At 58.7% G+C, this 24,730-nt stretch carries 27 protein-coding genes; 12 read left to right on the top strand and 15 right to left on the bottom strand.

The window, feature by feature from the left end; all coding sequences use genetic code 11:
• Positions 1-265: 265 nt before the first annotated feature.
• Together ACVWXW_RS05155 and ACVWXW_RS05160 are read right to left on the bottom strand one after the other, a co-directional pair.
• On the bottom strand, positions 266-1,291 hold the full coding sequence (locus tag ACVWXW_RS05155) for a long-chain acyl-[acyl-carrier-protein] reductase (RefSeq protein WP_011434004.1): 1,026 nt from the start codon (positions 1,289-1,291) through the stop codon (positions 266-268).
• A gap of 110 nt (positions 1,292-1,401) precedes the next feature.
• Entirely contained in the window at positions 1,402-2,133 is a 732-nt protein-coding gene (locus ACVWXW_RS05160; protein ID WP_457403110.1) for an aldehyde oxygenase (deformylating), read from the bottom strand.
• Between the two features lie 194 nt (positions 2,134-2,327).
• Here ACVWXW_RS05160 and ACVWXW_RS05165 point away from each other — a divergent pair, with 194 nt between their 5' ends.
• A complete protein-coding gene (locus tag ACVWXW_RS05165; protein WP_414330858.1) occupies positions 2,328-2,636 on the top strand; it encodes a hypothetical protein in 309 nt (102 codons plus the stop codon).
• 14 nt (positions 2,637-2,650) lie between these two features.
• Here the strand turns inward: ACVWXW_RS05165 and ACVWXW_RS05170 are convergent, their stop codons facing one another.
• Positions 2,651-3,145 (bottom strand): pentapeptide repeat-containing protein, encoded by a 495-nt coding sequence (locus tag ACVWXW_RS05170; protein WP_041436747.1) that lies wholly within the window; start codon positions 3,143-3,145, stop codon positions 2,651-2,653.
• 100 nt (positions 3,146-3,245) lie between these two features.
• Here ACVWXW_RS05170 and ACVWXW_RS05175 point away from each other — a divergent pair, with 100 nt between their 5' ends.
• Both ACVWXW_RS05175 and ACVWXW_RS05180 read left to right on the top strand, forming a co-directional pair.
• Positions 3,246-3,554 (top strand): gas vesicle protein GvpV, encoded by a 309-nt coding sequence (locus ACVWXW_RS05175; protein WP_238376787.1) that lies wholly within the window; start codon positions 3,246-3,248, stop codon positions 3,552-3,554.
• A 133-nt stretch (positions 3,555-3,687) separates the two neighbouring features.
• Positions 3,688-4,905, top strand: a complete 1,218-nt coding sequence (locus tag ACVWXW_RS05180; RefSeq protein ID WP_457403071.1) for an RNA-guided endonuclease InsQ/TnpB family protein — start codon at positions 3,688-3,690, stop codon at positions 4,903-4,905.
• A gap of 1 nt (position 4,906) precedes the next feature.
• Here ACVWXW_RS05180 and purU read toward each other — a convergent pair whose 3' ends face one another.
• Genes purU through ACVWXW_RS05195 form a run of 3 tightly spaced genes read right to left on the bottom strand, consistent with a single transcriptional unit; the run spans position 4,907 to position 6,391 of the window.
• Positions 4,907-5,755 carry a formyltetrahydrofolate deformylase gene (gene purU, locus ACVWXW_RS05185; protein WP_414413463.1) on the bottom strand — a complete coding sequence of 283 codons (849 nt, stop codon included), beginning with the start codon at positions 5,753-5,755 and terminating at the stop codon, positions 4,907-4,909.
• A 57-nt stretch (positions 5,756-5,812) separates the two neighbouring features.
• On the bottom strand, positions 5,813-6,073 hold the full coding sequence (locus tag ACVWXW_RS05190; protein ID WP_457403072.1) for a hypothetical protein: 261 nt from the start codon (positions 6,071-6,073) through the stop codon (positions 5,813-5,815).
• A 3-nt stretch (positions 6,074-6,076) separates the two neighbouring features.
• Positions 6,077-6,391 carry a TatA/E family twin arginine-targeting protein translocase gene (locus ACVWXW_RS05195; RefSeq protein ID WP_457403073.1) on the bottom strand — a complete coding sequence of 105 codons (315 nt, stop codon included), beginning with the start codon at positions 6,389-6,391 and terminating at the stop codon, positions 6,077-6,079.
• A 253-nt stretch (positions 6,392-6,644) separates the two neighbouring features.
• On the opposite strand from ACVWXW_RS05195, the gene secA reads away from it, so the two are divergent.
• Positions 6,645-9,518, top strand: coding sequence for a preprotein translocase subunit SecA (gene secA / locus ACVWXW_RS05200; protein WP_457403111.1), 2,874 nt, complete (start codon positions 6,645-6,647; stop codon positions 9,516-9,518).
• 16 nt (positions 9,519-9,534) lie between these two features.
• On the opposite strand, the gene thyD is transcribed toward secA, so the two are convergent.
• The gene (gene thyD, locus ACVWXW_RS05205; protein WP_414343742.1) at positions 9,535-10,455 is read right to left on the bottom strand and encodes a thylakoid membrane protein ThyD; all 921 of its coding nucleotides are present in this window, start codon (positions 10,453-10,455) and stop codon (positions 9,535-9,537) included.
• Positions 10,456-10,802: 347 nt separating this feature from the next.
• Here thyD and ACVWXW_RS05210 point away from each other — a divergent pair, with 347 nt between their 5' ends.
• A complete protein-coding gene (locus tag ACVWXW_RS05210; RefSeq protein ID WP_414522504.1) occupies positions 10,803-11,339 on the top strand; it encodes a slr1601 family putative cell division protein in 537 nt (178 codons plus the stop codon).
• An 11-nt stretch (positions 11,340-11,350) separates the two neighbouring features.
• Here the strand turns inward: ACVWXW_RS05210 and hemB are convergent, their stop codons facing one another.
• A complete protein-coding gene (gene hemB / locus ACVWXW_RS05215; protein WP_414344721.1) occupies positions 11,351-12,337 on the bottom strand; it encodes a porphobilinogen synthase in 987 nt (328 codons plus the stop codon).
• Between the two features lie 25 nt (positions 12,338-12,362).
• Positions 12,363-13,322: an alpha/beta hydrolase gene (locus ACVWXW_RS05220; protein ID WP_457403074.1), complete on the bottom strand. Its 960-nt coding sequence runs from the start codon at positions 13,320-13,322 to the stop codon at positions 12,363-12,365.
• Positions 13,323-13,707: 385 nt separating this feature from the next.
• On the opposite strand from ACVWXW_RS05220, the gene ACVWXW_RS05225 reads away from it, so the two are divergent.
• Positions 13,708-13,824 carry a photosystem II reaction center protein I gene (locus ACVWXW_RS05225; protein ID WP_011434021.1) on the top strand — a complete coding sequence of 39 codons (117 nt, stop codon included), beginning with the start codon at positions 13,708-13,710 and terminating at the stop codon, positions 13,822-13,824.
• Positions 13,825-14,140: 316 nt separating this feature from the next.
• Here the strand turns inward: ACVWXW_RS05225 and ACVWXW_RS05230 are convergent, their stop codons facing one another.
• Positions 14,141-14,581, bottom strand: coding sequence for a hypothetical protein (locus ACVWXW_RS05230; protein WP_414522501.1), 441 nt, complete (start codon positions 14,579-14,581; stop codon positions 14,141-14,143).
• Positions 14,582-14,761: 180 nt separating this feature from the next.
• Positions 14,762-15,400 carry a biotin transporter BioY gene (locus tag ACVWXW_RS05235; RefSeq protein ID WP_457403075.1) on the bottom strand — a complete coding sequence of 213 codons (639 nt, stop codon included), beginning with the start codon at positions 15,398-15,400 and terminating at the stop codon, positions 14,762-14,764.
• 62 nt (positions 15,401-15,462) lie between these two features.
• On the opposite strand from ACVWXW_RS05235, the gene ACVWXW_RS05240 reads away from it, so the two are divergent.
• Entirely contained in the window at positions 15,463-16,272 is an 810-nt protein-coding gene (locus ACVWXW_RS05240) for an inositol monophosphatase family protein (RefSeq protein ID WP_041436751.1), read from the top strand.
• Here ACVWXW_RS05240 and ACVWXW_RS05245 read toward each other — a convergent pair.
• Complete coding sequence (locus ACVWXW_RS05245; protein WP_414407619.1) at positions 16,257-16,844, bottom strand: thioredoxin family protein; 588 nt, start codon at positions 16,842-16,844, stop codon at positions 16,257-16,259. The two genes, ACVWXW_RS05240 and ACVWXW_RS05245, sit on opposite strands and share 16 nt — an antisense overlap.
• Positions 16,845-17,051: 207 nt before the next feature.
• On the opposite strand from ACVWXW_RS05245, the gene ACVWXW_RS05250 reads away from it, so the two are divergent.
• From ACVWXW_RS05250 to ACVWXW_RS05260, 3 genes are all read left to right on the top strand, one after another.
• The gene (locus ACVWXW_RS05250; RefSeq protein WP_457393310.1) at positions 17,052-17,831 is read left to right on the top strand and encodes a TatD family hydrolase; all 780 of its coding nucleotides are present in this window, start codon (positions 17,052-17,054) and stop codon (positions 17,829-17,831) included.
• Positions 17,832-18,056: 225 nt separating this feature from the next.
• Positions 18,057-20,555 (top strand): sensor histidine kinase, encoded by a 2,499-nt coding sequence (locus tag ACVWXW_RS05255; RefSeq protein WP_457403078.1) that lies wholly within the window; start codon positions 18,057-18,059, stop codon positions 20,553-20,555.
• 4 nt (positions 20,556-20,559) lie between these two features.
• Positions 20,560-20,931, top strand: a complete 372-nt coding sequence (locus tag ACVWXW_RS05260; RefSeq protein WP_414404799.1) for a DUF309 domain-containing protein — start codon at positions 20,560-20,562, stop codon at positions 20,929-20,931.
• Positions 20,932-20,954: 23 nt separating this feature from the next.
• Here ACVWXW_RS05260 and ACVWXW_RS05265 read toward each other — a convergent pair whose 3' ends face one another.
• Together ACVWXW_RS05265 and ACVWXW_RS05270 are read right to left on the bottom strand one after the other, a co-directional pair.
• On the bottom strand, positions 20,955-21,116 hold the full coding sequence (locus ACVWXW_RS05265; protein ID WP_011434030.1) for a hypothetical protein: 162 nt from the start codon (positions 21,114-21,116) through the stop codon (positions 20,955-20,957).
• A gap of 91 nt (positions 21,117-21,207) precedes the next feature.
• Positions 21,208-21,297: a cytochrome b6-f complex subunit PetN gene (locus ACVWXW_RS05270; RefSeq protein ID WP_244349857.1), complete on the bottom strand. Its 90-nt coding sequence runs from the start codon at positions 21,295-21,297 to the stop codon at positions 21,208-21,210.
• Positions 21,298-21,453: 156 nt separating this feature from the next.
• Here ACVWXW_RS05270 and ACVWXW_RS05275 point away from each other — a divergent pair, with 156 nt between their 5' ends.
• Both ACVWXW_RS05275 and ACVWXW_RS05280 read left to right on the top strand, forming a co-directional pair.
• Positions 21,454-21,699: a hypothetical protein gene (locus tag ACVWXW_RS05275; protein ID WP_049749597.1), complete on the top strand. Its 246-nt coding sequence runs from the start codon at positions 21,454-21,456 to the stop codon at positions 21,697-21,699.
• Between the two features lie 154 nt (positions 21,700-21,853).
• A complete protein-coding gene (locus ACVWXW_RS05280) occupies positions 21,854-22,438 on the top strand; it encodes an SRPBCC family protein (protein WP_414329799.1) in 585 nt (194 codons plus the stop codon).
• 192 nt (positions 22,439-22,630) lie between these two features.
• Here the strand turns inward: ACVWXW_RS05280 and ACVWXW_RS05285 are convergent, their stop codons facing one another.
• Positions 22,631-24,619, bottom strand: a complete 1,989-nt coding sequence (locus tag ACVWXW_RS05285; protein WP_457403080.1) for a DICT sensory domain-containing protein — start codon at positions 24,617-24,619, stop codon at positions 22,631-22,633.
• Positions 24,620-24,730: the final 111 nt, after the last annotated feature.

Genomic DNA, 24,730 nt, shown 5'->3' on the forward strand with positions numbered 1-24,730 from the left:
TACCTATAAAGTCAGTGTTGGGAGGAATGCTATAATAATACTGCGGGCACCAGAAACGGTTTTTTTTAAGGCACTGGTAACGGTCGATTGGGGGTGCAGTAAACCACCCCAGAGGCTCGTGGTTGGCTTGCTAACTGCAGGGCTACTAAAAGCCCGCTCCGTACCGCCTAGCGGTTGGTGTCGGGTAGTTTACTCGATTGGTGATTGACCTGACCAGGGCCAGCACCTCTGCTGGGGCTGAGGCTTTCTTCATTTTGAATCTCAATTAGGCTTCGGGCATGAGGGGGCGGAACCCATGCTTGCGGGAAAGCTGCCCGATCAGATCCAATTTCTCAAGGGTGATCAAATTACGGCCCCAACTGAAATTGGTGTACAGCCCCTCAAACTCCAGCAGCATGGATTCAGCAAAGCAGGCAAAAAGCTGACGGGCCGGGTTGGCCACATTCAAAAACTGCATGATGTTCCATTCAATATCCAAAGAGTGCTCCACCATCCCCCCGTCAATGACGTAGAGTCCCTTTCGCTGCAAGCTGGAGGCGATGTTCTTTGGGTAGCCACCGTCGATGATGACACAGGGATCCGGCAAAACTTGGGGATCGAGGGCCATGCCTTGGCTCATGCTGGCCACCCAAACGATAAAGTCAGCGCGGGGCAGGGCCTCTTCCAGCGAAGAGATCTCCCCCTGCTTGAGCTTGGCCTGCAATTCCTCCAGACGCCGTCGCTCTCGGGCGATGAGCAACAATTTGCCCAAGTGAGTGTGGGCCACCAACCATTGACAAATGGCGCTGCCGATATCTCCGGTCGCCCCCACCACCGCAACCGTAGCGGCTGCCAAGTCCATGGCGTAGCGCTGGGCCGCCAACTGCAGTTGCTGACAGATGATGTAGGCCGTGTGGGTATTGCCGGTGGTAAAGCGTTGGATCTCCAAGTCAATGTTGCGGACTCGCCGGAGACTGTCGAGGCGAAAAGTCTCGAAAATGATGCTGCTGAATCCCCCCAAAGCAGTAATGTTCAAGCCGCGCCGCTGGGCTAGGGCCATGGCATTCAACACTTTCCGACAAGCTGCCTTCACCCGTCCCCCCGCCAACATCTCCGGCAAGAAACAGGATTCGACGTACTGCCCATAAATCTTTTGGCCGGTGATGCTGGTTACCGTGATCTCGTCCACCACCTGAGGGGGAGCCATGCACCAGAACTCCAGGTCGCTCTCCGCATATTCGGAATAACCCAGCTTGTCTGCCACCCGCTTCGCATGGGCCAGGCTGGTCAAGTGCCCAATCAGGCCGAACATAAAGGTTTACCCGCTTGGATAACTGATGGATCCCATCAAAACATGTCCATACCCGCCTGTAGCCAGCCTAGAACTGCAGTCCGCCGGCAGAGGATGAATGCTGAGGTGGGTCATGCTGCCCGCAAACCCTGGGCAGAGAGGCGCATCACCTCGCGGGTGCTGAAGCCGATGTTGGCCAGCGCCTCTCCATAGGCAATCATAAAATCCTCGACGATGGCCTCGCGATCCATATAGATGGCTTCTACATCCTGGTCCACCTGCTGCAGCATCTGCCAGACCAAGGGCAGGTTCTGGGCGTTGGCCGCTTCGATCTGCCCTTTGACCTCGCCAAAATGCTCCCCTAGCCAGCGCTCGCCAAAATTGAGGTGCAGATATTCATCCTTGACCACCCCCTCGGTGATCTTGCGGGCAAACTCATCGGCGACGGGGATGTAAATGTTGTAGGCGGCAATGGCAAAGCATTCGATGATCAGGGACTGAATGACCAAGCAGGCAACCAGATCTCCGGCTGCTGCCGCTTTTTGGAAATTGTTGCGCAAAGGGGCGAAGAAAGTGCGGGCAAACTCCCTATCCGGCTCTACCTGCAGGTTTTTGCCGCAGGATTGAAAGCCTTTCATGTGCCGCAATTCCATCTTGGCCAGCTTGTGCAGCTCCTCTGCCCCTTCCGGCAACATCTCGGCCAGCTTGAGGTAGTTGTCGTGGGCTTCTTGTTCCCCTTCGATCACAATGCCGTTGATGCGAGAGTAGGCCTGCCGGTAAACCGCGCTGCCATAGTCCAAGGTGGTGCCACCCTCATCGGCTAAAGGCTGGGGGGTATTGGGCAGGACGTTCACTGGGGCCATACTCATGCATCTCCTCTCGGTGTTGTTTGGGTGTTGTTGATTGTCTATGCTGACTCGACAATCGCCTCGATTGCAGTTGAATCGCTCTCTTAATCAGAATAGCTGTAGCTGTCGCAGAATTGGCGGGATTCCTTTTGCGGAATGATAGGGGTCTGCTAGGGTGAGGGTTCGAGTGCCGTTGTGGAGCCTGCTGTATGTCTGCTCTTGGGGATGGCCTGAACCAACTGCGCCAGTTGCTGGTGGAGCTGGAGGAACGATCCCTCGATCAGCCGATTGGCAGTGCCGAGGAGGTGTTGCAGGCCATTGAGCTAGCCACGGCTTTTGAGCTGTTTGAGGCGGAGAGCAGCGGTTTGCTGCTGCAGATTGTGGCCAATCTCTGGGATCGGGTACGGCAGCAGGATTTGTCTCCAGGGGAGATTCAGACGGTATCGGAGAAGTTGCGGGCGGTGGGCTATACCGATGCCGAAATTCAGGAGATCCTGGACTTGGAGCCGGAGGACTAGCCCCATTTCCCCCTCTAGGCTTGAACCATGCCCAGCTCCACCGGTGTAACACCCGCTTCCATCTGAGTGGTGGCGTCGTAGCAGGCCCCTCGCAGGTTGGCCAGCTTGAGTTTGCACTGGGCAAGAAGGGCTCCTCTCAAGTTGGCCCCGGTGAGATTGGCCCCTGCCAGGTCCGCTTGGCTGAGATCGGCTTCGCTCAAGTCCGCTTCGGCCAGGTTGGCCCCACGCAAGTTGGCTCCTTGCAATCGGGATCCCTGCAGCTTGGCTTTCTCTAGGTTGGCCAGCCGCAGGTTGGATCCCTGCAGATCCGCTTGGCTGAGGTCGGCGCCGCTCAGGTAGGCCCGCTCCAGGTTGGCAGAGGCCAGCTTTGCCTGGCGGAGAATGGATCCCCCCAAGTCGATCCCGGCCAAGTCGGCCCCGGCCAGATCAGCTCCGGCCAGTTGGCTGTTGCTGAAGTCCCGCTCACCGCTGCCGTAGCGTTGCAACAGGTCTGCTCCAGTTTCCACCATCGCTGTTTTCCACACCAGACGAATGGATCCTACCTAGGAATAGAAGGGCCGCCAAGAGCACGCTAGGATAGGCGCAAGCCGTTTTCCGGGATCCCCCCTTATGAGCTTGCCCCGTGTGCCCCGAACTCGACCTCGCCCCAAGCTGCGCTCGATCCCTCGCCGCCAAACCGAATCCGCCCTCTATGCCGAAATGCAGCAGCTCACTGTCGAAAAGCAGCGGCTCAACCAAGAGCTAGAGTTTATTCGAGAGCGGCAAGGGCAAATCCACGCGCGACTTCAGGAAATCGAGCAGGCCATGCAACACCTTCAGCAGGAGGCAAAAGCCTTTCGGGATCCCGCTCCTGCCTCTGAACCCGCCCAGCTCAGATCCCGCCCTTCCCGCTTCCCGCCCATGACCTTCGAGTATTGAGGGATCCTATAAATCTCAAAGAAGACCCAAGATTCAAAGCAGACCTAAGCAACAAGTCAGCTAGAAATCGCAGGAGCCCCGCACTGTACCCGTAGGGTCAGTGCCGGGAGGAATGCGAGGTTACAATAGAACTATGACCCAAGCCCTGACCGTATCCTGCAAGCTCAAGGTGTCCCAGTCGCAAGCCGCAAAGTTGGATGCGACAATGGATGCCTTTGTGCAGGCGTTGAACTGGGTCAACCAAAACACACCCGAGAAAGTCGCCAACGCCGTTAAGCTCCAGTCTCTGTGCTACCGCGAAATCCGTGCCCGGTTCGGCTTGTCCAGTAACTTGGCAAGGACTACGTCCCGCTTACGCGACCAGCAGGTCTGCAGACGGCTGGCCGGTGCCCGTAAAGTTGCCCGACAGAAAAACCGTCCGGTCAAAGCGTTCAAGAGAGGCTTTGCGACCTACGATGCCCGTATCTTTTCGTTTCGCGAGAAAGACTGGACGGTGTCGCTGACCACGGTGGAGGGTCGGGAGCGCTTTGAGCTGGCGATTGGCCGCTACCAGAGAGAACGGCTGGCGGGCTCCAATCCCAAATCTGCCACTCTGGTCAAGCGCAAAGACGGCTCCTACTCTATTCAGATCTGTGTGGAAACGGAGCCATCCCCACCGCAACGCACGGGTAGAGTGCTGGGGGTGGACTTGGGAAGGACAGATATTGCCCATACGTCAGAGGGGGATAACTGGAATGGACAGCAGTTGAACCGAGTCCGAGACCACTACTCTCGATTGAGGGCGGCACTCCAACGCAAAGCCAGTAAGGGCACACACAGTTCGCGGCGCAGATGCCGTCAACTGTTGCAACGGCTGTCTGGCAAGGAGAGACGTTTTCAGGCGTGGGTCAATCATCGCATCTCCAAAGCTATTGTCTCTAGGGCAAAAGCTACCAACAGCGCTATTGCTCTGGAAGACCTGACAGGGATCCGGGAAAGGGTCAATCAACAACCCCGCAGCAAAGCCGAAAGGCGCAGGGCCAACAGTTGGGCGTTTTATCAACTCCGTCAGTTTCTGGAATACAAGGCGAGGGCTGCAGGGGTTTCTCTGATTCTTGTGCCGCCTGCTTACACGTCGCAGACCTGTCACCGGTGCTTACACATCCACCCTGAGCAGGGCAAGTCCTACCGCAGTGGCAAGTCGTTCAAGTGTGGGCACTGTGGATGGGAAGGAGATGCGGATTTGAATGGTGCGAATGTGATTACGCTTTTGGGGGCTGCTGTAAACCAGTCTAGAGGTTCGTGGTTGGCTTGCCAACTGCAGGGCTACCGAAAGCCCGCTCTGTACTGCGAAGCAGTCAGGGTCGGGTAGTTTACGCAAACACCACCGTTTTGTTGTGGTACACCAGCACCCGATTCTCCAGGTGATACCGCACTGCCCGTGCCAGGACTAGGCGTTCCATGTCGCGGCCTTTGCGGACGAGGTCGGCAACGGTATCGCGGTGACTGACCCGCACCACGTCTTGCTCGATGATCGGCCCTTCGTCCAGATCTTCGGTGGCATAGTGGGCAGTCGCGCCGATGATCTTCACCCCCCGTTGATGGGCGCGGTGGTAGGGGTTGGCTCCGGCAAAGGCGGGCAGGGTGGAATGGTGAATGTTGATGACCGGCGGGGCTTGGCGGAGCAGCGACCCACTCAAGACCTGCATGTACTTGGCCAACACCACCAGGTCAATTCGATATTCCTGCAGGAGAGCGAGCTGACGGGCTTCGGCTGCGGCTTTGCCCTCTGGAGAAACGGGGATGTGGTAGTAATCGATACCGAAGGAGCGGGCCACCGATTCCAGGTCGGGGTGATTGCTGATGATCAAGGGGATCTCGGCGGGCAGTTCTCCCGCCCTTTGCCGCCAGATCAGATCCAAAAGGCAGTGGCTTTGCTTGCTGGCCCACAACGCAATGCGACGGCGAGTGTCGGAAAAATGCAGTTCCCAGTTGGCTTGGATCCCACGGGCAATACCCGAAAAGGCGGGGACAATTTCCCCTCGCTCCAGTTGGAAGCCCTGCAAGTCCCACTCGATGCGGCTCAAGAACAGTCCTGCCTCGGGATCCGTATGGTGATCGGCGTGAATGATGTTGCCGCCGTAGCTGTAGATGAAGCTGGAGAGCTTGGCTACCAGCCCTTTTTGATCAGGGCAAGATACCAACAGGGTGGCACTGGGCATCGGTAGACAACAGCCTCAACTTTGTGGGGACTGGCTCTCCCCAAGAGCAATCCATTCTCAATCTACCCGGTTGATCTCTTCCAATAGCCAGGGATCCACCGGCTGGCCATCCCAACGCTTTAGGTCGATGCGAATCCACATCGCCGCAGAAGAGCCGGCAGGGGGCAGTTCCTGGTGAAACGAGATCTCATAGTCAGACGGGTTTTGGCCATGCTGCCGCAGCCAGGTCTCCACCTTAGCAGGAGCGAAGTAGGACTGCCCTTGCTCGAACAGGCGCGTAATTTCCATGCCGAAGCAAAGGGGGTTAAAGCGGGGCATAGACTAAGCAGCGTCTGCGGTTTGAGCGTCGTCGGCTACGGATGGGGGGGGAGCCATCTCTGAGGTGGGTGTATCGGCTGTGGCGACCGACTCGGCTTTGGGCTCAGCCGCGGCTGCTGTTCGGGAAACCTTGGGAGGGGCGGCAGCCGTTGTCCCGCGGGTGGCTTTTTCCAGCTTTTGGGCCTCTTTGTTCAGTTGCGCCTCGAACTCTCTGGAAGCATCCTGCAGACTGCGCAGGGTTTTGGCCAGCGTGCGACCAATCTCCGGCAGTTTGCGGGGCCCAAAAACCAAGAGAGCCACCGCAAAGATGACCAACATTTCCGGCAGTCCAACACCCAAAAAATTCATGAGCCTCGGCAGAGTACGGTTTGGTCGGGATCCCTTCCCTAGACTGACATTTTCTTGCCGCGGGCTGCAAGTAACTGCCGGCTCTCCTCATCCATTCTGATGGCTTTGGTTGGCTCTGGTGTTTTGCTCTCAGCTCATCCAGGCCAACCTCTCCCTGGCCGGCCAAGTCAAAATGGTAGAATTGCATCATTAATCAATGTTCTTCATTGGCCTAGGCTTGCCCATGCTCCAAACCCTACAAAAGCTCCTCGGGGATCCTAACGATCGGAAGATCCGGCAGTACCGTCCTGTCGTCAAGCTGATCAACTCGCTGGAGATCGAGATCGCCTCTCTTTCGGATGCGGAGCTCAAGGCCAAGACCACAGAGTTTCGCCAGCGCTTGGACAGAGGAGAATCTCTGGACGATCTCTTGCCGGAGGCGTTTGCCGTGGTGCGGGAGGCCGCCAAGCGAGTTTTGAACTTGCGCCATTACGACGTACAGCTCATCGGCGGCATGGTGCTGCACGAAGGCCAGATTGCCGAAATGAAAACCGGCGAGGGGAAAACCCTGGTCGCCACCCTGCCTGCCTACTTGAACGGCCTGACTGGGAAGGGGGTTCACATCGTTACCGTCAACGGCTACTTGGCGCGGCGCGACTCGGAGTGGATGGGGCAGGTGCACCGTTTCTTGGGCCTGACGGTCGGTCTAGTGCAAGAGGGCATGTCACCCGAAGAAAAGCGCCGCAGCTACAACTGCGACATTACCTACTGCACCAACAGCGAGCTGGGCTTCGACTACCTGCGGGACAACATGGCCACCGATATCAAGGAGGTGATGCAACGGCCCTTTAACTACTGCATCATCGACGAGGTGGACTCAATCCTTATCGACGAGGCCCGCACTCCCCTGATCATCTCCGGTCAGGTGGCTCGCCCCTCCGAAAAATACCTGCGGGCAGCCCAGGTGGCGCGGGAGCTGATCCGAGATGAACACTATGAGGTGGATGAAAAAGCCCGCAACGTCATCCTTACCGACGAGGGGTTTGAAGCCGCCGAGCGGTTGCTGGGGGTCTCTGACCTGTTTGATCCCAAGGATCCCTGGGCGCACTTTGTCTTTAACGCGGTGAAGGCCAAAGAGCTCTTCATCAAGGATGTCCACTACATCGTCCGCAATCAAGAGGTGGTGATCGTGGACGAGTTCACCGGGCGGGTGCTCCCCGGCCGCCGCTGGTCTGATGGGCTGCACCAGGCGGTGGAGGCCAAAGAGGGGGTGCCGATTCAAAGCGAGAGCCAAACCCTGGCCACCATCACCTACCAAAACCTTTTTCTGCTCTATCCCAAGCTTTCCGGCATGACGGGCACGGCTCGCACTGAGGAGGCCGAGTTCGGCAAAACCTACAACCTGGAAGTTACGGTGATCCCCACCAACCGACCCATCCGCCGCAAAGATGCCCCCGACTTGGTGTACAAGACCGAAAGGGGCAAGTGGCAAGCGGTTGCCGAGGAAATTGCCCACATGCACGCCCAGGGGCGCCCCGTCCTTGTGGGCACCACCAGCGTGGAAAAATCCGAACGCCTCTCGGCCATGCTCAAGGAAATGGGGATCCCTCACAACCTCCTCAACGCCAAGCCAGAAAACGTGGAGCGGGAGGCGGAGATCATTGCCCAGGCGGGGCGAAAAGGCGCTGTAACCATTGCTACCAACATGGCCGGTCGAGGCACGGACATCATCTTGGGAGGCAATGCGGAGTACATGGCCCGCCTCAAGCTGCGGGAACGGCTGATGCCCAAGCTGGCTCAATTGGACGCCGACAACCCCTTGGGATCCGTTCAGATGGTGGGACGGGGGGGTGGCCAGGGATTTGGTGGGACAGCACCCAAGCCGAAAAAATCCTGGACGGTGGTCTCCCCCAATTTTTACCCCTGTGAGCTGTCGGCCCGCACCAACCAAGCTTTAGACGAAGTGGTGGCGGCAGCGGTGACCAAGTATGGGCTGAACCGTCTGCCAGAGCTGGTGGTGGAGGATCTCATCGCAGTAGCTTCCGAGAAAGCGCCGGTGCAGGATCCGCTAATTTTGCAACTGCGGGAGGTTTACAACAGCATCAAAGCCGAGTACGAAAAAATTACTGAGGCCGAGCACGAAGAGGTGGTGAGGCTGGGGGGCCTGCATGTGATCGGTACGGAGCGCCATGAATCCCGCCGTATCGACAACCAGCTGCGGGGCCGTGCCGGGCGGCAAGGGGATCCCGGCTCCTCGCGGTTTTTCCTCAGCTTGGAAGACAACCTGCTCAAGATTTTCGGTGGCGAGCGGGTAGCCAAGCTCATGGACATGTTCGGGGTGGAGGAGGACATGCCCATGAGCACCCGTTTGCTCAGCAACAGCCTGGAGAATGCGCAGAGAAAAGTGGAAGTGTACTACTTCGACATGCGCAAGCAGGTGTTCGAGTATGACGAGGTGATGAACAACCAGCGGCGGGCCATCTACTCAGAGCGGCGGCGCATCTTGGAGGGGGAAAACCTCAAGACCAAGATCCTTGACTATGTGCGCAAAACCGTTGGCGAGATCGTGCGAGCGCATGTCAACCCAGAGCTGCCCCCGGAAGAGTGGGAAATTGACAAGCTGACCGCCAAGATGCAGGAGTTTGTGCCGCTCCTGAAGCAAAACCTCAAGGTTGAAGACCTGCAGGATCTCTCCTACGAGCAGATCTTGGACTACCTGATCAAGCAGGCAGAACTGGCCTATGAGGCCAAAGAGGCTTTTCTGGATACCTTTGAGCCCGGTTTGATGCGCAAGGCAGAGCGCTTTTTCCTGTTGCAACAGGTGGACACCCTCTGGCGGGAACACCTGCAGCAGATGGAGGCGCTGCGGGAAGCTGTGGGCCTGCGAGGCTACGGTCAGAAGGATCCCCTGATCGAGTACAAGAACGAGGGCTACGAGCTGTTCCTGGAGATGATGGACAACATCCGCCGCAACACGGTGTACAACCTATTCATCTTTACTCCCCAAATTGTGCAAGTGCCCCAGGCATCGCGACCGGCTCCGGCACCCACTGCGGCTGCCAGCCCTGATCCCAGCTCTGCTTCAGGGGTGGTGGAAGCCGATTTCACGGAAGAATAATTGGCGTAGAGAGAAGTCAGCGGGGGAGGAGGATCTGTCGTAATGCCTCTTTCAGTTGTGGGTACTGGAAGGTAAAGCCCATCTGCAAAGCCGCTTGCGGGATCACTTTCTGCCCCGTCAAAACCACTTGAGCTGCCTCGCCCAACAGCAGTTCCAACGCCAGCTCCGGCACAGGCAACCAAGAGGGGCGACCCAAGACCTGGCCTAAGGTTCGGCAAAACTCTTCCATCTGCACCGGGTTGGGAGCGGTGGCGTTGAACACTCCGGATCCCTGCTCCAGCAGGAAGCAGACCAAGCTCACCCAATCCTCGCGGTGGATCCAAGACAGCCATTGTTTGCCGGAGCCGATCGTTCCGCCGATAAAGAACTGAAAGGGGGCCAGCATCTGCCCCAGCGCTCCTCCATCCGGACCCAACACAATCCCTGTGCGCAGGATGGCCAAACGGATCCCCAATTCCTCAACCGGCCGGGCGGCAGCTTCCCAAGCTTGACAGACTTCTGCCAGAAAATCTTGGGCCGGGGGATCCGTCTCTGTTAAGGGTTCTCCTGCCGGATGGGATCCGTAGTAACCCACCGCCGAGCTGCTGATCATCACCTGGGGCTTTTGGTTGAGGGAGGCGAGGGCTTGGACAAGGGCCTGGGTGGTTTCCACACGGCTACGACGGATTTCTTTTTTCTTGGTCTCTGTCCAGCGAGAAGAAGCCAAAGGCTCTCCGGCCAAGTTGACAATCCCCTCGTACCCTTCCAGGGCGGCTGCCCAGGCTTGCGGTTGGTAGGGATCGTAGGGCAGCAGCTTGAGGTTGGGGGATTCCCCCAAAATGCGGCGGGCCTGCTCCAGGCGGCGGGTCAAGACCAAAACCTGATCCCCTTGCTCCAGCAGACGGGCCACCAAGCGACGCCCGATAAAACCACTTCCACCCGTGATGACAATGCGCATGATGTGGATCCGACTTGCATCTGCACAAGCCCTGTGCCGCCCTTGTCCTTTGAACGGTGCAGAGCCTTTCCGCTATTCGAACCTCTAGCCTAGCGCGTTTCCTGCCCCGCGTTGGCCATTGCCTGGGATCCCGCCATCCGTTTGCTGAGCTTGGCGAAGTGGCAGAGCCCAAGAAAGCCCAAGAATAAAAATGTTTTGCGGCAAAGCCTGACACACCTGGAAAAATCGGCTTCAATAGGCCCTAGCTGCGCTTCTTGGCAGCAGAGGTGGTTCATCGTCCCCCTATTTTCTTCCCTTCACCCGTGACACCCAAGTCTTCTTCCCGTACCCCGGCTCGCCACGTGTCTATGCGTGCAGAGCAGGTTGCTGGGCCGCGGCTGGACATCTCTGTTGCTCCACGAGTGCATCGCTCCCAAGGGCAGGGATCCCTGGTTCGGGCAGGGTTTCCCTCCTCTCTCCCAATTTCCGGTCGGCGGACGATCCCTGTCCAGCGCTCCCGCCGGCGCGGACGGCAAGAACCTGGCCACGAGCCTCCAGTCTGGGAGATGGCCTGTCACATCGGGGTGAATGTCTTGTTTACGGCGGCTGCCCTCAGTGGTTTGTATCGCCTCTTGCCGGTGCAGTTGGCTCAGCACCACCGGCTCCAGGTTCTGGAGCGGCATATCGAGGTCTTGTCCACTCGGATTTCTCGGCTGCAGGAGGGGGTGGATCGAGGTATGGATCCCTTGCAGCAGGAGGCCCTGATCAAGGAACGGCTGAATCGGGTGCCACGCAATCAAATTCAGGTGCGTTTGGTGGATCCCAGTACCTGGGTGGCGGACGACGAGAAGAACACCCACCCTTCCTGGATCGGGCAGTCCACCCAGCCGTCTGCCAGGCCGTAGGCTGCCTCTGCCTAGGCTTGTTTGAGAAGCAAGGCCACCTCTTTGGCAAAGTAGGTGAGGATGATATCGGCACCGGCCCGCTTCATGGCCAGCAGCGATTCCATCATCACTTTTTTGCCGTCGATCCAGCCTTTTTGTTCGGCGGCTTTGATCATGGCGTACTCGCCGCTGACGTTGTAGGCAGCCACGGGCAGATCCGTCGATTCCTTAACTCGGTAGATGATGTCCAGGTAGGCCAGGGCCGGCTTCACCATCACCATGTCCGCCCCCTCGGCCTCGTCCAGCTCCACCTCTTTGATGGCTTCCCGAGCATTGGCGGGATCCATTTGATAGCTTTTCTTGTCTCCCGATTTGGGCGCGGATCCCAGGGCATCGCGGAAGGGGCCGTAGAAGGCAGAGGCATATTTGGCAGAATAGGCCAGGATCGCCACATCGGTATAGCCTTGGTCATCCAGGGCCTCCCGAATGGCGCCGACGCGACCATCCATCATGTCCGAGGGGGCCACAATGTCGGTTCCCGCCTCTGCTTGGGAGAGGGCTTGCTTGACCAAAACTTCCACCGTCTCGTCGTTGAGGATCACCCCATCCCGCACAATGCCGTCGTGGCCATCGCTGTTGTAGGGATCCAAAGCCACATCGGTTACCACCAAAATCTCGGGAATTTCCTGTTTAATCCGCCGCACCGCCCGCTGGATCAAGCCCTCTGGGTTGAAGCACTCCTGCCCGGTGGGATCCTTTTTCTCTTCCGGCACCACCGGGAACAGGGCCACCGCCGGGATCCCCAGTTGAGCGGCTTCTTCCACCTCCTTTAGCAGCAGGTCTAGGGTGTAGCGGTAGCAGCCGGGCATTGACTCTACTTCCTGCCGCTGGTTCTCCCCCTCCATGACAAACAGGGGATAGATCAGATCCTGCACCCGCAGGTGGGTTTCCTGAACCATCTGGCGGAAGGCCTCTGTGCGCCGCAGCCGACGGGGACGGTAGATCAGGTCTTGGCTCATGGGAGCAGCAGGAAAGAGGGCGTTTCTATTTTGCCATGAGGTCGGTAGGGGCTGAGCTGGTCGTCCGGCGAGAGGCGACATCCGGGGCAGAGGGGAAATGCCGGGCCAGCCAGCGGTGGAGGGTCTCTTTTACCGCTTCGGCTTGGCAGTCGTGTAAAAGATCGTGGCGGGACTGGGGAAAATCGTGGATTTCTCCCTGGGGCAGCCGACGGGCAAAATCCACAGCTCCCGCAGGATTGACGACGATATCGGCGGAGGTGTAAAGCAGCAAAACCGGCAGGCGGAGCCGATGGGCTTGGTCGAGGCAGCGCTGTCCACTGCGCACCAGTTCGGCTGTGAATCTGGCCCGCGTTACACCACACATGTAGGGATCCGCCGCAAAGGCGGCTTGCTGCTCGGGTAGGGAAGTCACCCGCGCTGGCTCGTAGAGGCCAGTTAAGGCCAGCTGGGGAGCAACCCTGTCCAAAACTTGCAAAAGGGCGTGGGTCAAAGGGGTGAAATAGTGGTCGATGCGAAAAGCGGGAGAGATGAGGATCAGGCCCTGCACCTGGCCGGGATGGGCAAGGGCATATTCCGTAACCCAGTTGGCCCCCGCGCTATACCCACACCAGATCTGCGGGATCCCTTTCTGCGGCCAGACCTGCTGGGCGATCCTCTCCAGATCCGCTTGATATTGGCTGAAGCGGTCGATCCAGCAGCGGATCCCGCCGGAGCGACCAAATCCCCGCATGTCGGGAGCCAAAACCTCCCACCCTTGAGCAGCCAACTCGCCGGCCAAAGGGCAAAACCCGCCGCCGTGATCCCCTTTGCCGTGCAAAAGCAACACCCTTCCACAAGGGGATCCCTGGGGCCAGTGGTGCAGAAAAGCTGGGATCCCATCGGAAAGCAGCAACTCCTGGGGCCGATAGATCCCCGACGAAGGTTGCGGCTGAGCTCCCGACCGCCCATCCAGAGCCTCTAAGTCACCTAACCGATCAAAAGGCATGGGCAAATCCAACACACGTCCGGCAAGACCCGACAAAGCCACAAATCCTATCTTCCTATGTCCCAGTCGCCCGCGAGCGTTGCTGCCGCTGAGGAGTTGCAATCTTTGTTTCCAGCCCAAAATATTTCTTAACAATCTCTGCTCTTGCCGGGGATCCCTAACAGGCCAAGCTTTGCAGCTTTTCCTGAGGGCGTGATGAAAGGAGCTCTCAGGGCGAACTGGGGCCATTTGCGGGAAAAAGGGCCGCTGAGAGGTATGATGTTGTGAAGAAGTTTTGCGGGGTCTCAGGTTGAACGGGATCCCCTCTCTGGGGTGGTTCACCCTTGTTTTACGATTGCCTTATCGCTTCATCAGTTCACTCAGTCGGAAACGGGTTGCTGAAACTATGCTGTTACTGAAAATCTCTGTTTACGCGGTTGTCATCTTTTTTGTGGGGCTTTTTGTGTTTGGTTTTTTGAGCAACGACCCCTCCCGCAACCCCAACCGTCGAGACCTGGAGTAGGGGATCCCGCCTTGGGCAGCTTGCGAACTCCAGTGATAACCGGCTCATCGCTTGAGGGGGCATGCCTCTGGCCCTGTTTTTGTGGAACTCTGCCGGTCGCACCGGCGACGCGGAACGCTAGCCCTGGGGAAATTGACGCCTGTGGAGATCCCTCCGGCGGTGCGGCGACGCAAGCTGCTGCTGGTTAGGGGTTGTGGAAGCAGGAAGAAAGCCGCAGCGGTGAGCAAGATTCAGTCCTTGTTCGGACTTCGGCCCGCTGGTGGGCATTCCCCTCTAGAGTGAGTGGCCTCACCCCAAAACCGGCAACTCTGCTTGCCTACTGGAAGGCGGTAATCAGCAATGTCTGGGATCCGGAGCGATTCTGTTGGTCAAACGCGGTAATCCGGAACTGCCAAACGCCGATGGGATCCCCGAGGGCAACGCGGAAATCGGTACTGAAGCTACAAAAGGTGGCCCCAGGGTTACAGCCGGCCTGCTGTGGGCTGAGGAATTCCCTTTGCACGCGCACGCCGCTGGGGTTGAAAGTTTCCAGCTCGAGGAACTGCGTTGGACGAGCACCGCCGGGCACACTCACCTGCACCGTGAAGGCCGGCGTGGAGGTGCCTACCCGCACCGAGGTGGGCGCATTGATAAACGAAACCGTTGGGCCTTGGGGTGGGGGCAGGATCGAGCCCCCTGAGCTGCCGCCATCTCCACAAGCAGCCAGCCCAGTGGCCAAAAGGCCGGTGGCCAAAAGGGTGAGAGCAGTCCGTTGCATCCCGCAGTTCCTTACGCAAACCCGTCAATCCTCACAAGACTTGACCAGAGTCTGTACCACCGCTTGAGCGGCACAGCTCTAAGTTACTTTTCTAAGTTACTTTCTGCCTCTGCAGCTTGAGAAAAGATGCGCCACGACCCAAATCTGCATGGGCCTTTGTGCAGAGTTGATTCCCTTGCTTCAGAGCAGCAGCAAGCGCCGCAACAGCAACGCTATCACTGCAACAAAGCTGGCCACGATGATCTGTCCCGGCAGAGTATAGCCGGAGTAAAGCCCTATCAACCTCAGCAACTCCCCATTCCAGGGTTGTGTGGCCAAAAGGTAGAGAATCCCGGTCAGGTGAACCAAGGCCAAAGCCACCAAGCTGCCGGATCCCAACTCTTGGAGGCCCACCGGGGAGTCAGGGATCCCTCCTGCCCACCGCTTGGCATCGGCAGCGCGTTGGCGGGCCGGGGGAGAAGGGTAGGGATCCCGTTGCGGAAAAGCAATTGTCCCGCAGGCCCAGGCTCCTGGCAGAAACCCCAGCAAGTAGCCAAAGGCAGGCTGGTATAGGTACTGCCACCCTCCCCCTTGGGCAAACACCTGTAGCCCTGCCAGCCCCAACCCTAGGTAGACGATCTGGGCGCACACCGCCGCCACCGGCCCCGCCAAACAAGCCGTCAGCAACACGCCCCCAATTTGCAGCGAAAAGCTGTATCCCCCCAACCCAGGCAGCTCCGGCGGAAAACTCAAATGGGTCAGGGTGCCCAAAATGGTCAGGATTACCCCAATCGCCGTCCAGAGCCATTCCAGAGGAGTTAAGAGCAGGCCAGACCGCATAACCGGGGGGAAACCCTTACTCTATGCTAAGAGGGGAGACGCGCAAATAGGGTGGGCAAAAGGTGGTCAAGGCAGAGTGGATTGAACTGGCCCAGGCCCTGGCCGATGCTGCCGGAGCGGTGATTCGCCCCCTGTTTCGCGGAGAACTGCAAGCCGAATACAAAGAGGCCCGCTCCCCAATTGTGACGGTGGCCGACCGGGAGGCAGAGCGAGCTATGCGGGCTTTGCTCATGGCCCAAGTGCCAGAACACAGCATCCTTGGCGAAGAGTTTGGTTTTCACCAGACGGGATCCCTCTATACCTGGGTTCTGGATCCCTTGGATGGCACCATCGCCTTTTCCACCGGCAAGCCCACCTTTGCTACTCTGATTGCCCTCTTGGAAGAAGACCGCCCCATTTTGGGCATCATCGATCAGCCGGTGTTGCGGGAACGCTGGCTGGGGGTACGGGGACAGCCCACTCAATGGATAACCCCCTCCCACCGGCAAGCCGTCCGAGCCAAGGCCAACACCGACCTCAGCCGCGCCTACTTGAGCTGTACCACCCCTGATTTGTTCACCCAACCCGACCAACAACGGTGCTTCCAGGGGCTCAGCCAAGCAGTTCACATTACCTCCTATGGGGGCGATGGCTACCAGTACGGCCTGCTGGCCAGCGGCTGTGTGGATCTGGTGATGGAGTGTGGCCTTGCCCTCTACGATTTTGCTGCCCTTGTGCCGGTGATTGAGGGATCCGGTGGCGTGATTACCGATTGGCGAGGGGATCCCTTAACCCGCACCTCCACGGGAGAAGTGTTGGCGGCAGCCAACCCCAGCTTGCATCGACAGGCCCTGGCCGCGATTCAAAAAAGCGGGATCTACCCAGCGAAATAAGCAGGCTCATTGCCAGGTTTCCACTTGATGTTGCAGCCCAGGCTGGGCTTTTGGTCGGGATCGATGGGCTTGCCGGCCAGAAGGTTATCCAGCGCCGCCCGCAAATCTTTGCCCGTCACCGGCACATCGGTCAGGCTGGGACGGCTGTCGTCCAGTTGACCACGATAGACCAACTTGCGATCCGCGTCGAACAAGAAAAAGTCGGGGGTGCAGGCGGCGGTGAAGGCTTTGGCCACCTCTTGGCTTTCGTCGTAACAGAAGGGGAAGGTAAAGCCCAAGGTCTCGGCCATCTTCTTCAAGTTCTCTGGGCTGTCATCCGGGTATTTCTCCACATCGTTGGCGCTGATGGCTACAATGCCGACGCCGCGATCCTTGTAATCTCTGCCAAGGCGGGCCAGCTCCTCTTGCACGTGCTTCACATAGGGACAGTGCTGGCAGATGAACATCACCAGCAGGGCCGGCTTGTCGGCAAAGGTGGAGAGGGAGATGGTTTGGCCGCTCACCACATCCGGCAGGCTGAAGTCAGGGGCTGGGGTGCCCAAAGGCAGCATGGTTGAGGGGGTACGGGCCATAACAAACCTCCGGCGTAAGGTTTCCTCAATCATTGTGGATCATCCTGCCCCCCCAGGAGCCGTCGCAAGGGGAGCTCGCCGGCAAACGGGAGCGCCAGAAGGGATCCCAAGCAGGCCGGGGACAGCTTTTACAATTGGATAAGGTTGGCAACACGATTGTTGGGGAGCTGAGCCTTGAGCACCGCCGTCTTACCTGCTGCTCCTTTGGTGGATACTCACGTCCACCTCAATTACCCCGATTTTGCCGCGGATCTGCCCCAGGTGGCCGAGCGCTGGCGTCAGACGGGGATCCGGCGTTTGGTGCATTCTTGTGTAACACCAGCAGAATTCCCCCAGTTGCAGGCCATTGCCGACCAGTATCCGGAAGTATTTTTGTCGGTGGGGCTGCACCCTTTGGAGGCGGGCCAGTGGCAGCCCGATTTGGCCGAAAAGATCGCCCACCTGGCCGCCAGCGACGAGCGAGTGGTGGCTATCGGGGAGACGGGCCTGGATTTCTACAAGTCCAACCCGGCGGATATCGAGCGGCAAAAAGAATCCTTCTGGGCCCAGATTGCCATTGCCCAAGCCCAGGATTTGGCGTTGATCGTCCATTGCCGCGAGGCGGCAGCAGCCACCTACGCCATCCTCAAGGAGGCCATGGCCACGGGGGGGCCAGTGCGGGCGGTGATGCATTGCTGGAGCGGATCCCCGGAGGAGACGCGGCTGTTTGTCGAGCTGGGCTGCTTCATTAGCTTCAGCGGCATTGTTACTTTCAAGAATGCCGAGACTGTCCGCCGGTCGGCCTTGGAGGTGCCCCTATCCCAGCTTTTGGTGGAAACCGATTGCCCTTTTCTGGCTCCCACCCCCTTCCGCGGCAAACGCAATGAGCCGGCCTATGTGCAGCGGGTGGCCCAAACCTTGGCGGAGCTGTTGGGAATCCCACCGGAAAAACTGGCAGAAGAAACCAGCCAAAATGCCGCTCGCCTGTTTCAGCTGCCTCTCCTCTAGCTCTGCTTTCCGAGGGCGCGGGTGAGCCGTAGGCCATTCCCGACCCTAGATCTCACCCGATCTCAGGCGATTCCAACCCGGGAAACCCTGAGTTACCATTTTTAACTTTTTCTTTAACTTTTCTTTTGAACTCCGACTGCTCTTCTCAAAGGCATCCTATGCTGGAAAAAAGGGATGTATTTTTAGGTACTTTCCGCTAATTCCAGGGGCTAGGGGCTTGTAACTATGGATACTGAAACGTGGGCTGCCGCAGCTCGACCCAGCCGAGATGCCCTCATCAACCGCATCACCCACCAGATTCGGCAATCCCTGGAGCTGGAGGAAATCCTCAAGGCAACAGCGGAAGAGATACGGTCTTTTCTGGAAACGGATCGGGTGAAGGTTTACCGCTTTGATCCCGAAGGTCACGGAACGGTGGTGGCGGAAGCACGAGGCGGGGAGCGGCTGCCCTCGCTCTTGGGGCTGACTTTTCCGGCAGGGGACATTCCCGAGGAGGCGCGGCGGTTGTTTCGCCTAGCTCAGGTGCGGGTGATTGTGGATGTGGAGGCGCAGAGCCGTTCCATCAGCCAGCCGGAGTCTTGGGGGTTGTCTGCTAGGGTTCCTCTGGGCGAGCCGCTGCAGCGGCCCGTGGATCCCTGCCATGTTCACTATTTGAAATCCATGGGGGTGGCCTCTTCCTTGGTGGTTCCCCTGATGCATCACCAGGAGCTATGGGGGCTGTTGGTCTCCCATCATGCTGAGCCTCGTCCCTACTCCCAAGAAGAGCTGCAGGTGGTGCAGTTGCTGGCGGATCAAGTTTCCATTGCCATTGCTCAGGCGGAATTGCTGGAGCAGGCGCGGCAGAAGGCGCAGCAGGAACGCCTCATCAACCAAATTGCTGCTCTAGTTTACTCGCCCCTGCACCCGGAGACGACCTTGACCACGGTGCTGGAGCAGCTTGCTGCCGGTTTGCAGGGGATCGGGGCACGGCTGCGGATCCACTTTATGGGCTCAGATACCCTCTGTTGTCATGGCGTGCAACCCCCGGCCAGCTACGACACCTGGCTACAGGAGCAGCTCGGAAGGGCCGGAGGAGCGGGGGGCTGGGTCAAGATGTGGTCGCTCTCCCACTTGGAGAAATGGCCGGAGCTGCAAGAGCAGATGAAGCAGACACCCATTCGTGGCCTGCTGGTGGCCCAGCTCGCCTGGAATGACCAGCCGGTGGGCTGGCTGAGCGTGTTTCGCGGGGCCGTTTACCAAGAAACCCACTGGGCGGGCTACCGTTGGTTTACCCAGGGGGATCCCAGACAAAAATTGCCTCTCATCTCTTTTGCCGCCTGGCGAGAGCTGAAAATTGACGAGGCCAAAGCCTGGTCACCCTCGGAGCTGGAGCTGATGGGCCGGGTTGGGGTGCATCTAGCCCTGTCCATCACGCAAAATCAGCTTTACCGGCAACTGCAAACCCTGAACGCCCGTCTGGAGCAGGAGGTGCGGGAGCGGACGGCAGCCCTGCAGCGCTCTTTGGAGATGGATGCTCTCCTGAAGCGGGTCACCGACCAGGTGCGGGATAGCTTGGACGAGGCCCAGATCCTGCGGGCAGTGGTGCAGGAGTTGGCTCTGGGGTTGCCCATTCAAGGTTGCGATCTCTGTCTCTACGATTGGGCATCTGGCCAGGCGACGGTGCGCTATGAATACACCTCTGCTCTACCACCTGCCGGTGGGATCACCCTGACCTTGGCCGACTACCCCGATCTCTACCGGCACCTGCAAGAGGGTCAAGCGATGCAATTCTGCCACTTGCCTGGGCAGGGCTGGATCCCCCGCCGGGAAGGGCTGACCCTGCTGGTGTGCCCGCTGCGGGATGACCAAGGGGTGCTGGGGGATCTCTGGCTGGCGAAGCCGGCAGCCGAGTGCTTTGATGAACTGGAGGTGCAGGTGGTGCAGCAGGTGGCGGATCACTGCGCCATTGCCATCCGCCAGGCCCGCCTCTACCAGGCTTCTGTGCAGCAAATTGGTGAGCTGGAGCGCCTCAACCGCCTCAAAGATGATTTTTTGAGCACCGTCTCCCATGAGCTGCGCACCCCCATCACCAACATGAAGATGGCCATCCAACTGCTGAAAACCGCCCGCGCCCCCCAAAAACGAGAGCAATATCTCAAGATTTTGGAGCAGGAGTGTGAGCGGGAGGCGGAATTGGTGAACGACCTGCTGGATCTGCAGCGGTTGGAGCAGGGATCCAAAACGCTCCATCTGGAAGAAGTGCCGCTGGCAACCTGGCTGCCCAGCGTGCTGGAGCCGTTTCTACAGCGGGCCCAGGCCAACCAGCAACGGTTGCAGTGGCAGATTGCGCCAAATGTGGGCAAGGTGCTCACCGATCAAGGTGGCCTGGAGCGGGTGGTGCAGGAGCTGGTCAACAACGCCTGCAAGTATACTCCCCCAGGGTGCAGCATCTGGGTAACGGCGCAGCGGCCCGGCCCGCAGCAGGTGGAAATTCGGGTGATCAACGAGGGAGTAGAAATTCCCCACAGCGAGTGGGAGCGCATCTTCGAGAAGTTTTACCGCATTCCCAGCGGGGATCCCTGGAAGCGGGGCGGCACCGGCCTGGGCCTGGCTTTGGTCAAGCAGTGGATGCAGCGGCTGGGGGGCAGCGTCTCGGTGGAGAGCTCTCAAGGCAAAACCTGCTTTACCCTGGTGCTGCCGCAGGGATCCCTGCCTGTGCAGACATCCCCCCTGGCCTGTGCCTAGCGACATGAGCGACGCTCCCTCAGAAGCGCTGCGTCTGGCCGCCGAGCAGTTTAACCGGGGGGAATTTTACGCCTGCCACGACACCCTAGAGGCCCTGTGGATGGAGGCAGTGGATCCAGAGCGGCGTTTTTACCAGGGTCTATTGCAGACGGCAGTGGCCTACTATCACCTGCAAAACGGCAACCGCCGCGGCTGCATGATCCTGCTGGGGGAAGCTAACCGCAAGCTGGCGGACTTTCTGCCCACCTACGCCGGATGGGATGTGCAAGCCCTGTGGCAGGCTAACCAGGGCATCCTGCGGCATCTTTCTCAACTGCAACCCCAGGATCCCTTGCCTTACCTGGCCATCCCCACCCTGAGTTGGGTTGAAGACTAACCTGAGCAGGCTCAACACCGGCCCTAGCGCTTGGAGCGACGGGCTTTGCGCTCAACTTCGTTGCGTCGCCGCCGATCCCGCCAGTCGATGAAGGTAATGTAGCCAACGCCCAGGGTTACGGCTGTCAACAGCAAAAAGATGCTTCCGTAGGCGATGCGGGCGACCAAGGGAAGATCGGTTTCCATGGTGTGAGCGGGGGTAACCCCGTCAATATCGGCGGCAGGAACAACAAGATGAATGCAAGATGGATGTGAGGCTCAATCCAGGCATGACAAATTACATGCCGTTGCGCCCCCAGACCACCAGGGCAATGGAAAGAACGAAGAAGGTGGGGACGGCAATCCAGCCAAGGGTGATGATGTCCATAGGTCTAGCCCAGCTAAAGAGGGGTTATCTCGAGGTGATCCCATTTTACGAGAGGAGATCCCTTGTCAACGGACATCTACGAACACCTGTTTTCAGTTCAAGCTGGCTACAGTGGAGTTAAATCTGAAACGTCTGAGCCAAACGAGGTGGGATCCGATGGTACTGGACACATTGCCGCTGGTTGCCGCTGTAGCCATCGCCATTTTTATGCTGGTTTTTTGGGTGCGGGTGGTTCGAGAGGCCATCTGGACAACGGTGGGGATTGTAATCATCTTGGCCGTGTTGTACGTGGTCTTTAGAATTGGCCCGCGGCAGGTGCTGCAGGAGTTGCGGGATCCCTTTGCCCTTCTAGAACAGGTTTGGCAGGTGATCGTCGGTTGGTTCCAGGCCCTTCTCCCCTAGAGTTCGTTATCTGCTATACAGTTCCCTGATACAATAGAAAACACAGGGGGGCAGCCTATTGGAACTGCTGGCGAATGGTTTGTCCAGTCAAAAATCGATTCCCTCTCCGGTTTCCGCACTGCTCTACAGCACCTACGCGACTGAAGTTCTCGCCATGCCTTCTGACCCTGAATGGGATCCCCAAGACCCCACCCCAGAAGATGGGATCCCCATTCCTGCTGGCGTCAGCGGGACGGAGTCCTCAGACATCCAGGTGGAGGTGGAGGATTTGGGGGAGCGCCGCTGCCAAGTGCGAGGTCGCGTCCTGATTCCGGTGGAGCGGCAGCAGGTCTGGCAGGTTTTGACCGACTACGACCATCTGGCGGAGTTTATTCCCAACTTGGTGGAAAGTCGCGTCATTGGCCGTGAGAATGGCCGCACACTGGTACGTCAAGTGGGATCCCAAAAGGTTTTATTTGCCCAATTTTCTGCTGCGGTGGTGCTGGCTATCGAGGAGATCTTTCCTCAGCAGCTTCGCTTCCAAAAAACACAAGGGGATTTTCTTATCTTCGAGGGGTTTTGGGATCTGGCCGATTGGTCGGCCCATCAAACCTTGCTCACCTACCACCTGCAGGTCAAGCCTCCCCGCAGAATGCCTGTCGGTCTGGTGGAGCGCCGCATTTGCCAAGATTTGGCCCTGAACTTACAAGCCATTCGGGAGCGCTGCCTGAGTTTGTCGGATCATTCCAAGCCCGTTTGAGGCGCGCCCAATAGGTACCTCGTTCCCCAAGCGCTCCGCGCCGCTGACGCGACCACTCTCAGCCCTTCTGCCAAAGAAGAGGGGGGCTGGGGAACAGCTTTATTGCCATTTGTGGGATTTGATATTCGAGCTGGAATTTGCCAGGTGGATCCCAGAGGCAAAGTGGGCCGGTGGTCCTTCACCTTTCGAGTCTCAAGCAGCGATCGAGGGCTGTCCTTGGGTGTGTGGGTGCGCTATCGGCAGGGTGAAGTGGAAGGCACTGCCCTGATTGATCCCCCCCGATTCTGCCCAGATGCGCCCCCCCATGGCCTCAATGATCAGTCGGCAAATGGCTAGCCCCAAGCCCGTCCCACCCACCGAGCGCCGCAGGGATCCCTCTGCTTGATAAAACCGCTCGAAGATGGCTTGCAACCGGTCTGGCTCAATGCCGCGCCCGGTGTCGGCAACAGTGAACTTCACCATCGCCCCCGTCGATCCACCGGCTGGTGGCTCCACTTCTGCCCGAATCCAGATCCGTCCGGTGGAAGGGGTAAATTTGCAGGCATTGTCCAGCAGCTTACGCAACACCTCCACCAGCCACTCCCCATCCGCCCTAACCATTGGCAGCCGTTTGGGCAGCACCTGCTCGATGGTGGGCAAGTCTTCGTGCCGCCGTCGCGCTTTGACATTGCTCAGGGCCAGCTCCACACATTCTTGAGCAGACAACGGCTCGATATGCCAGCGAACGCGACCACTTTCCAGCTTGGAGAGGGTGAGAAAGTCCTGCACCAACTCCCGCAGCCGATCGGCATCTTGCAGGGCTGTGTTCAACATTTCCTGGCGCATCTCCAGGGGCATGTCGGGGTCGCTGGCCAAAGACTCCAAACACACCTGAATGGTGGACAGCGGGGTGCGCAGCTCGTGTCCGGTCACGGCAATCAGCTCTGATTTGGCCTGATCCAGAGCTGCCAACTGGCGATTGAGCTCTTCTAGGTGCTGATAGGCTTCTGCCTGCAAGAGGGCTACCCCCACTTGGTTGGCAATGGCTTCTGCCAACTCCAGAGTGGCCGGCTGCCAGCGGTGAGGGTGTTCGTGGTGTAGCTCCAATAGGCCCAGCAACCGCCCTTGATAGAGAATCGGCATGGCCACCCAAGCCCGAATTTGGGCCGGCTGCCACAGCTCCGGCACTCGCTGCAGGCGGGGATCCTTTTGGGTATCCTCGCAGCACACCACTTGTGCCGAGGCCATTGCCTCCCGCAAAAAAGGGTTGCTGGGAAGAGGCCACAGGGATCCCTTAAGGCTGCCCATCGTTAGGGTGCGGTACTCCTGCTCAATCTGAACAGCAGGGGCCTGGCCATCGTAACGGTAGATCAAACATCGCCCCACCTCTGCCACTTGCCCCAGCTCCTGCACAGCAATTGCCAAAATCTCGCCGGGATCCAAAGACTGGCGAATGGCACTGCTGATGCGGTTGATCAGATGCTCTTTGCGCTCTTGCACCCGAATGGTGCGGTAGGCCCGCTGCAGTTTGTATTGCCCTGCCTGGAGATAGGTGATCAGCCGCTCGGTAAAGGGGCCTGGATTCAGTTGGCTGGCGGAGTTTTGCGGGGATCCCTTGAGGTACTGGCGAAGGGGCTCAAGGCGAGGTTCCAGATCCGGTCGGTAACTGAGGATCTTGGGCAACAGGGCCAAAGCCGCTTGGACTGTAATCTGACGATCAAATGACCAGATCCCATCAAATTGGCGAGCTGCATCCATATCGCTGCTTTGCCAAGGACGCTCCCGCTGCATCTGCAAGCGTTCTCGACACACGAGGCAGGTGGCATAGTGGGCATCGATGACGATCAAGTGCCACTCCTGCACCAAGGGATCCTCTGGATCCAAGGGAATGGTGTGGTAGGGCAGGTCTGTCTGAGCAAAATCCTTTTCTGGGGTCGCCAACACAAACACGTCTTGGGCCATTGCGCTGATGCGCTGGTAGCGCCGTGCCTCCTGGCGGTAGTAGCGCTCCTTTTGAAAGTTAGCGAATACCCACGGGGATCCCTGCCCTTGCAGCACCTGATCCTCAATGGCGTGGCTGAGGGCAACCAAAGAGGATTTGAAATACAGTTGTGGGCGCAGGTGCGGCAAAGCCTGCAGCAGATCGCTCAATAGGGAGGTACGACTCTGGCGAAGGTAAGATCTAGAGCGGGTGGAGGCCATAACCCTACTGGCAAGCACAGATCACAGGCAGTACAGGGACACTTAACCCCAGAGAAGGAGGCTCGCAGTCTAGGTTTAGTCTAACGGTTGGGATCCCGCGGCGGAGGGAGC

The sequence above is a fragment of the Thermostichus sp. MS-CIW-30 genome (assembly GCF_054058015.1).

Excerpts from the sequence above, each read along its gene's own strand:
- ACVWXW_RS05195 (WP_457403073.1), bottom strand. The coding sequence starts at position 6,391 with ATGTTGGTCATCTTTGCGGTGGCTCTCTTGGTTTTTGGGCCCCGCAAA.
- ACVWXW_RS05160 (WP_457403110.1), bottom strand. The coding sequence starts at position 2,133 with ATGGCCCCAGTGAACGTCCTGCCCAATACCCCCCAGCCTTTAGCCGAT.
- ACVWXW_RS05235 (WP_457403075.1), bottom strand. The coding sequence starts at position 15,400 with ATGCGGTCTGGCCTGCTCTTAACTCCTCTGGAATGGCTCTGGACGGCG.
- ACVWXW_RS05230 (WP_414522501.1), bottom strand. The coding sequence starts at position 14,581 with ATGCAACGGACTGCTCTCACCCTTTTGGCCACCGGCCTTTTGGCCACT.
- ACVWXW_RS05255 (WP_457403078.1), top strand. The coding sequence starts at position 18,057 with ATGGATACTGAAACGTGGGCTGCCGCAGCTCGACCCAGCCGAGATGCC.
- ACVWXW_RS05275 (WP_049749597.1), top strand. The coding sequence starts at position 21,454 with ATGGTACTGGACACATTGCCGCTGGTTGCCGCTGTAGCCATCGCCATT.
- ACVWXW_RS05285 (WP_457403080.1), bottom strand. The coding sequence starts at position 24,619 with ATGGCCTCCACCCGCTCTAGATCTTACCTTCGCCAGAGTCGTACCTCC.
- thyD (WP_414343742.1), bottom strand. The coding sequence starts at position 10,455 with ATGCGCATTGTCATCACGGGTGGAAGTGGTTTTATCGGGCGTCGCTTG.
- ACVWXW_RS05165 (WP_414330858.1), top strand. The coding sequence starts at position 2,328 with ATGTCTGCTCTTGGGGATGGCCTGAACCAACTGCGCCAGTTGCTGGTG.
- ACVWXW_RS05180 (WP_457403071.1), top strand. The coding sequence starts at position 3,688 with ATGACCCAAGCCCTGACCGTATCCTGCAAGCTCAAGGTGTCCCAGTCG.
- ACVWXW_RS05245 (WP_414407619.1), bottom strand. The coding sequence starts at position 16,844 with ATGGCCCGTACCCCCTCAACCATGCTGCCTTTGGGCACCCCAGCCCCT.
- ACVWXW_RS05280 (WP_414329799.1), top strand. The coding sequence starts at position 21,854 with ATGCCTTCTGACCCTGAATGGGATCCCCAAGACCCCACCCCAGAAGAT.
- hemB (WP_414344721.1), bottom strand. The coding sequence starts at position 12,337 with ATGAGCCAAGACCTGATCTACCGTCCCCGTCGGCTGCGGCGCACAGAG.
- ACVWXW_RS05170 (WP_041436747.1), bottom strand. The coding sequence starts at position 3,145 with ATGGTGGAAACTGGAGCAGACCTGTTGCAACGCTACGGCAGCGGTGAG.
- ACVWXW_RS05225 (WP_011434021.1), top strand. The coding sequence starts at position 13,708 with ATGCTGTTACTGAAAATCTCTGTTTACGCGGTTGTCATCTTTTTTGTG.
- ACVWXW_RS05270 (WP_244349857.1), bottom strand. The coding sequence starts at position 21,297 with ATGGACATCATCACCCTTGGCTGGATTGCCGTCCCCACCTTCTTCGTT.
- ACVWXW_RS05175 (WP_238376787.1), top strand. The coding sequence starts at position 3,246 with ATGAGCTTGCCCCGTGTGCCCCGAACTCGACCTCGCCCCAAGCTGCGC.
- ACVWXW_RS05155 (WP_011434004.1), bottom strand. The coding sequence starts at position 1,291 with ATGTTCGGCCTGATTGGGCACTTGACCAGCCTGGCCCATGCGAAGCGG.
- ACVWXW_RS05260 (WP_414404799.1), top strand. The coding sequence starts at position 20,560 with ATGAGCGACGCTCCCTCAGAAGCGCTGCGTCTGGCCGCCGAGCAGTTT.
- purU (WP_414413463.1), bottom strand. The coding sequence starts at position 5,755 with ATGCCCAGTGCCACCCTGTTGGTATCTTGCCCTGATCAAAAAGGGCTG.
- secA (WP_457403111.1), top strand. The coding sequence starts at position 6,645 with ATGCTCCAAACCCTACAAAAGCTCCTCGGGGATCCTAACGATCGGAAG.
- ACVWXW_RS05190 (WP_457403072.1), bottom strand. The coding sequence starts at position 6,073 with ATGCCCCGCTTTAACCCCCTTTGCTTCGGCATGGAAATTACGCGCCTG.
- ACVWXW_RS05265 (WP_011434030.1), bottom strand. The coding sequence starts at position 21,116 with ATGGAAACCGATCTTCCCTTGGTCGCCCGCATCGCCTACGGAAGCATC.
- ACVWXW_RS05220 (WP_457403074.1), bottom strand. The coding sequence starts at position 13,322 with ATGCCTTTTGATCGGTTAGGTGACTTAGAGGCTCTGGATGGGCGGTCG.
- ACVWXW_RS05210 (WP_414522504.1), top strand. The coding sequence starts at position 10,803 with ATGCGTGCAGAGCAGGTTGCTGGGCCGCGGCTGGACATCTCTGTTGCT.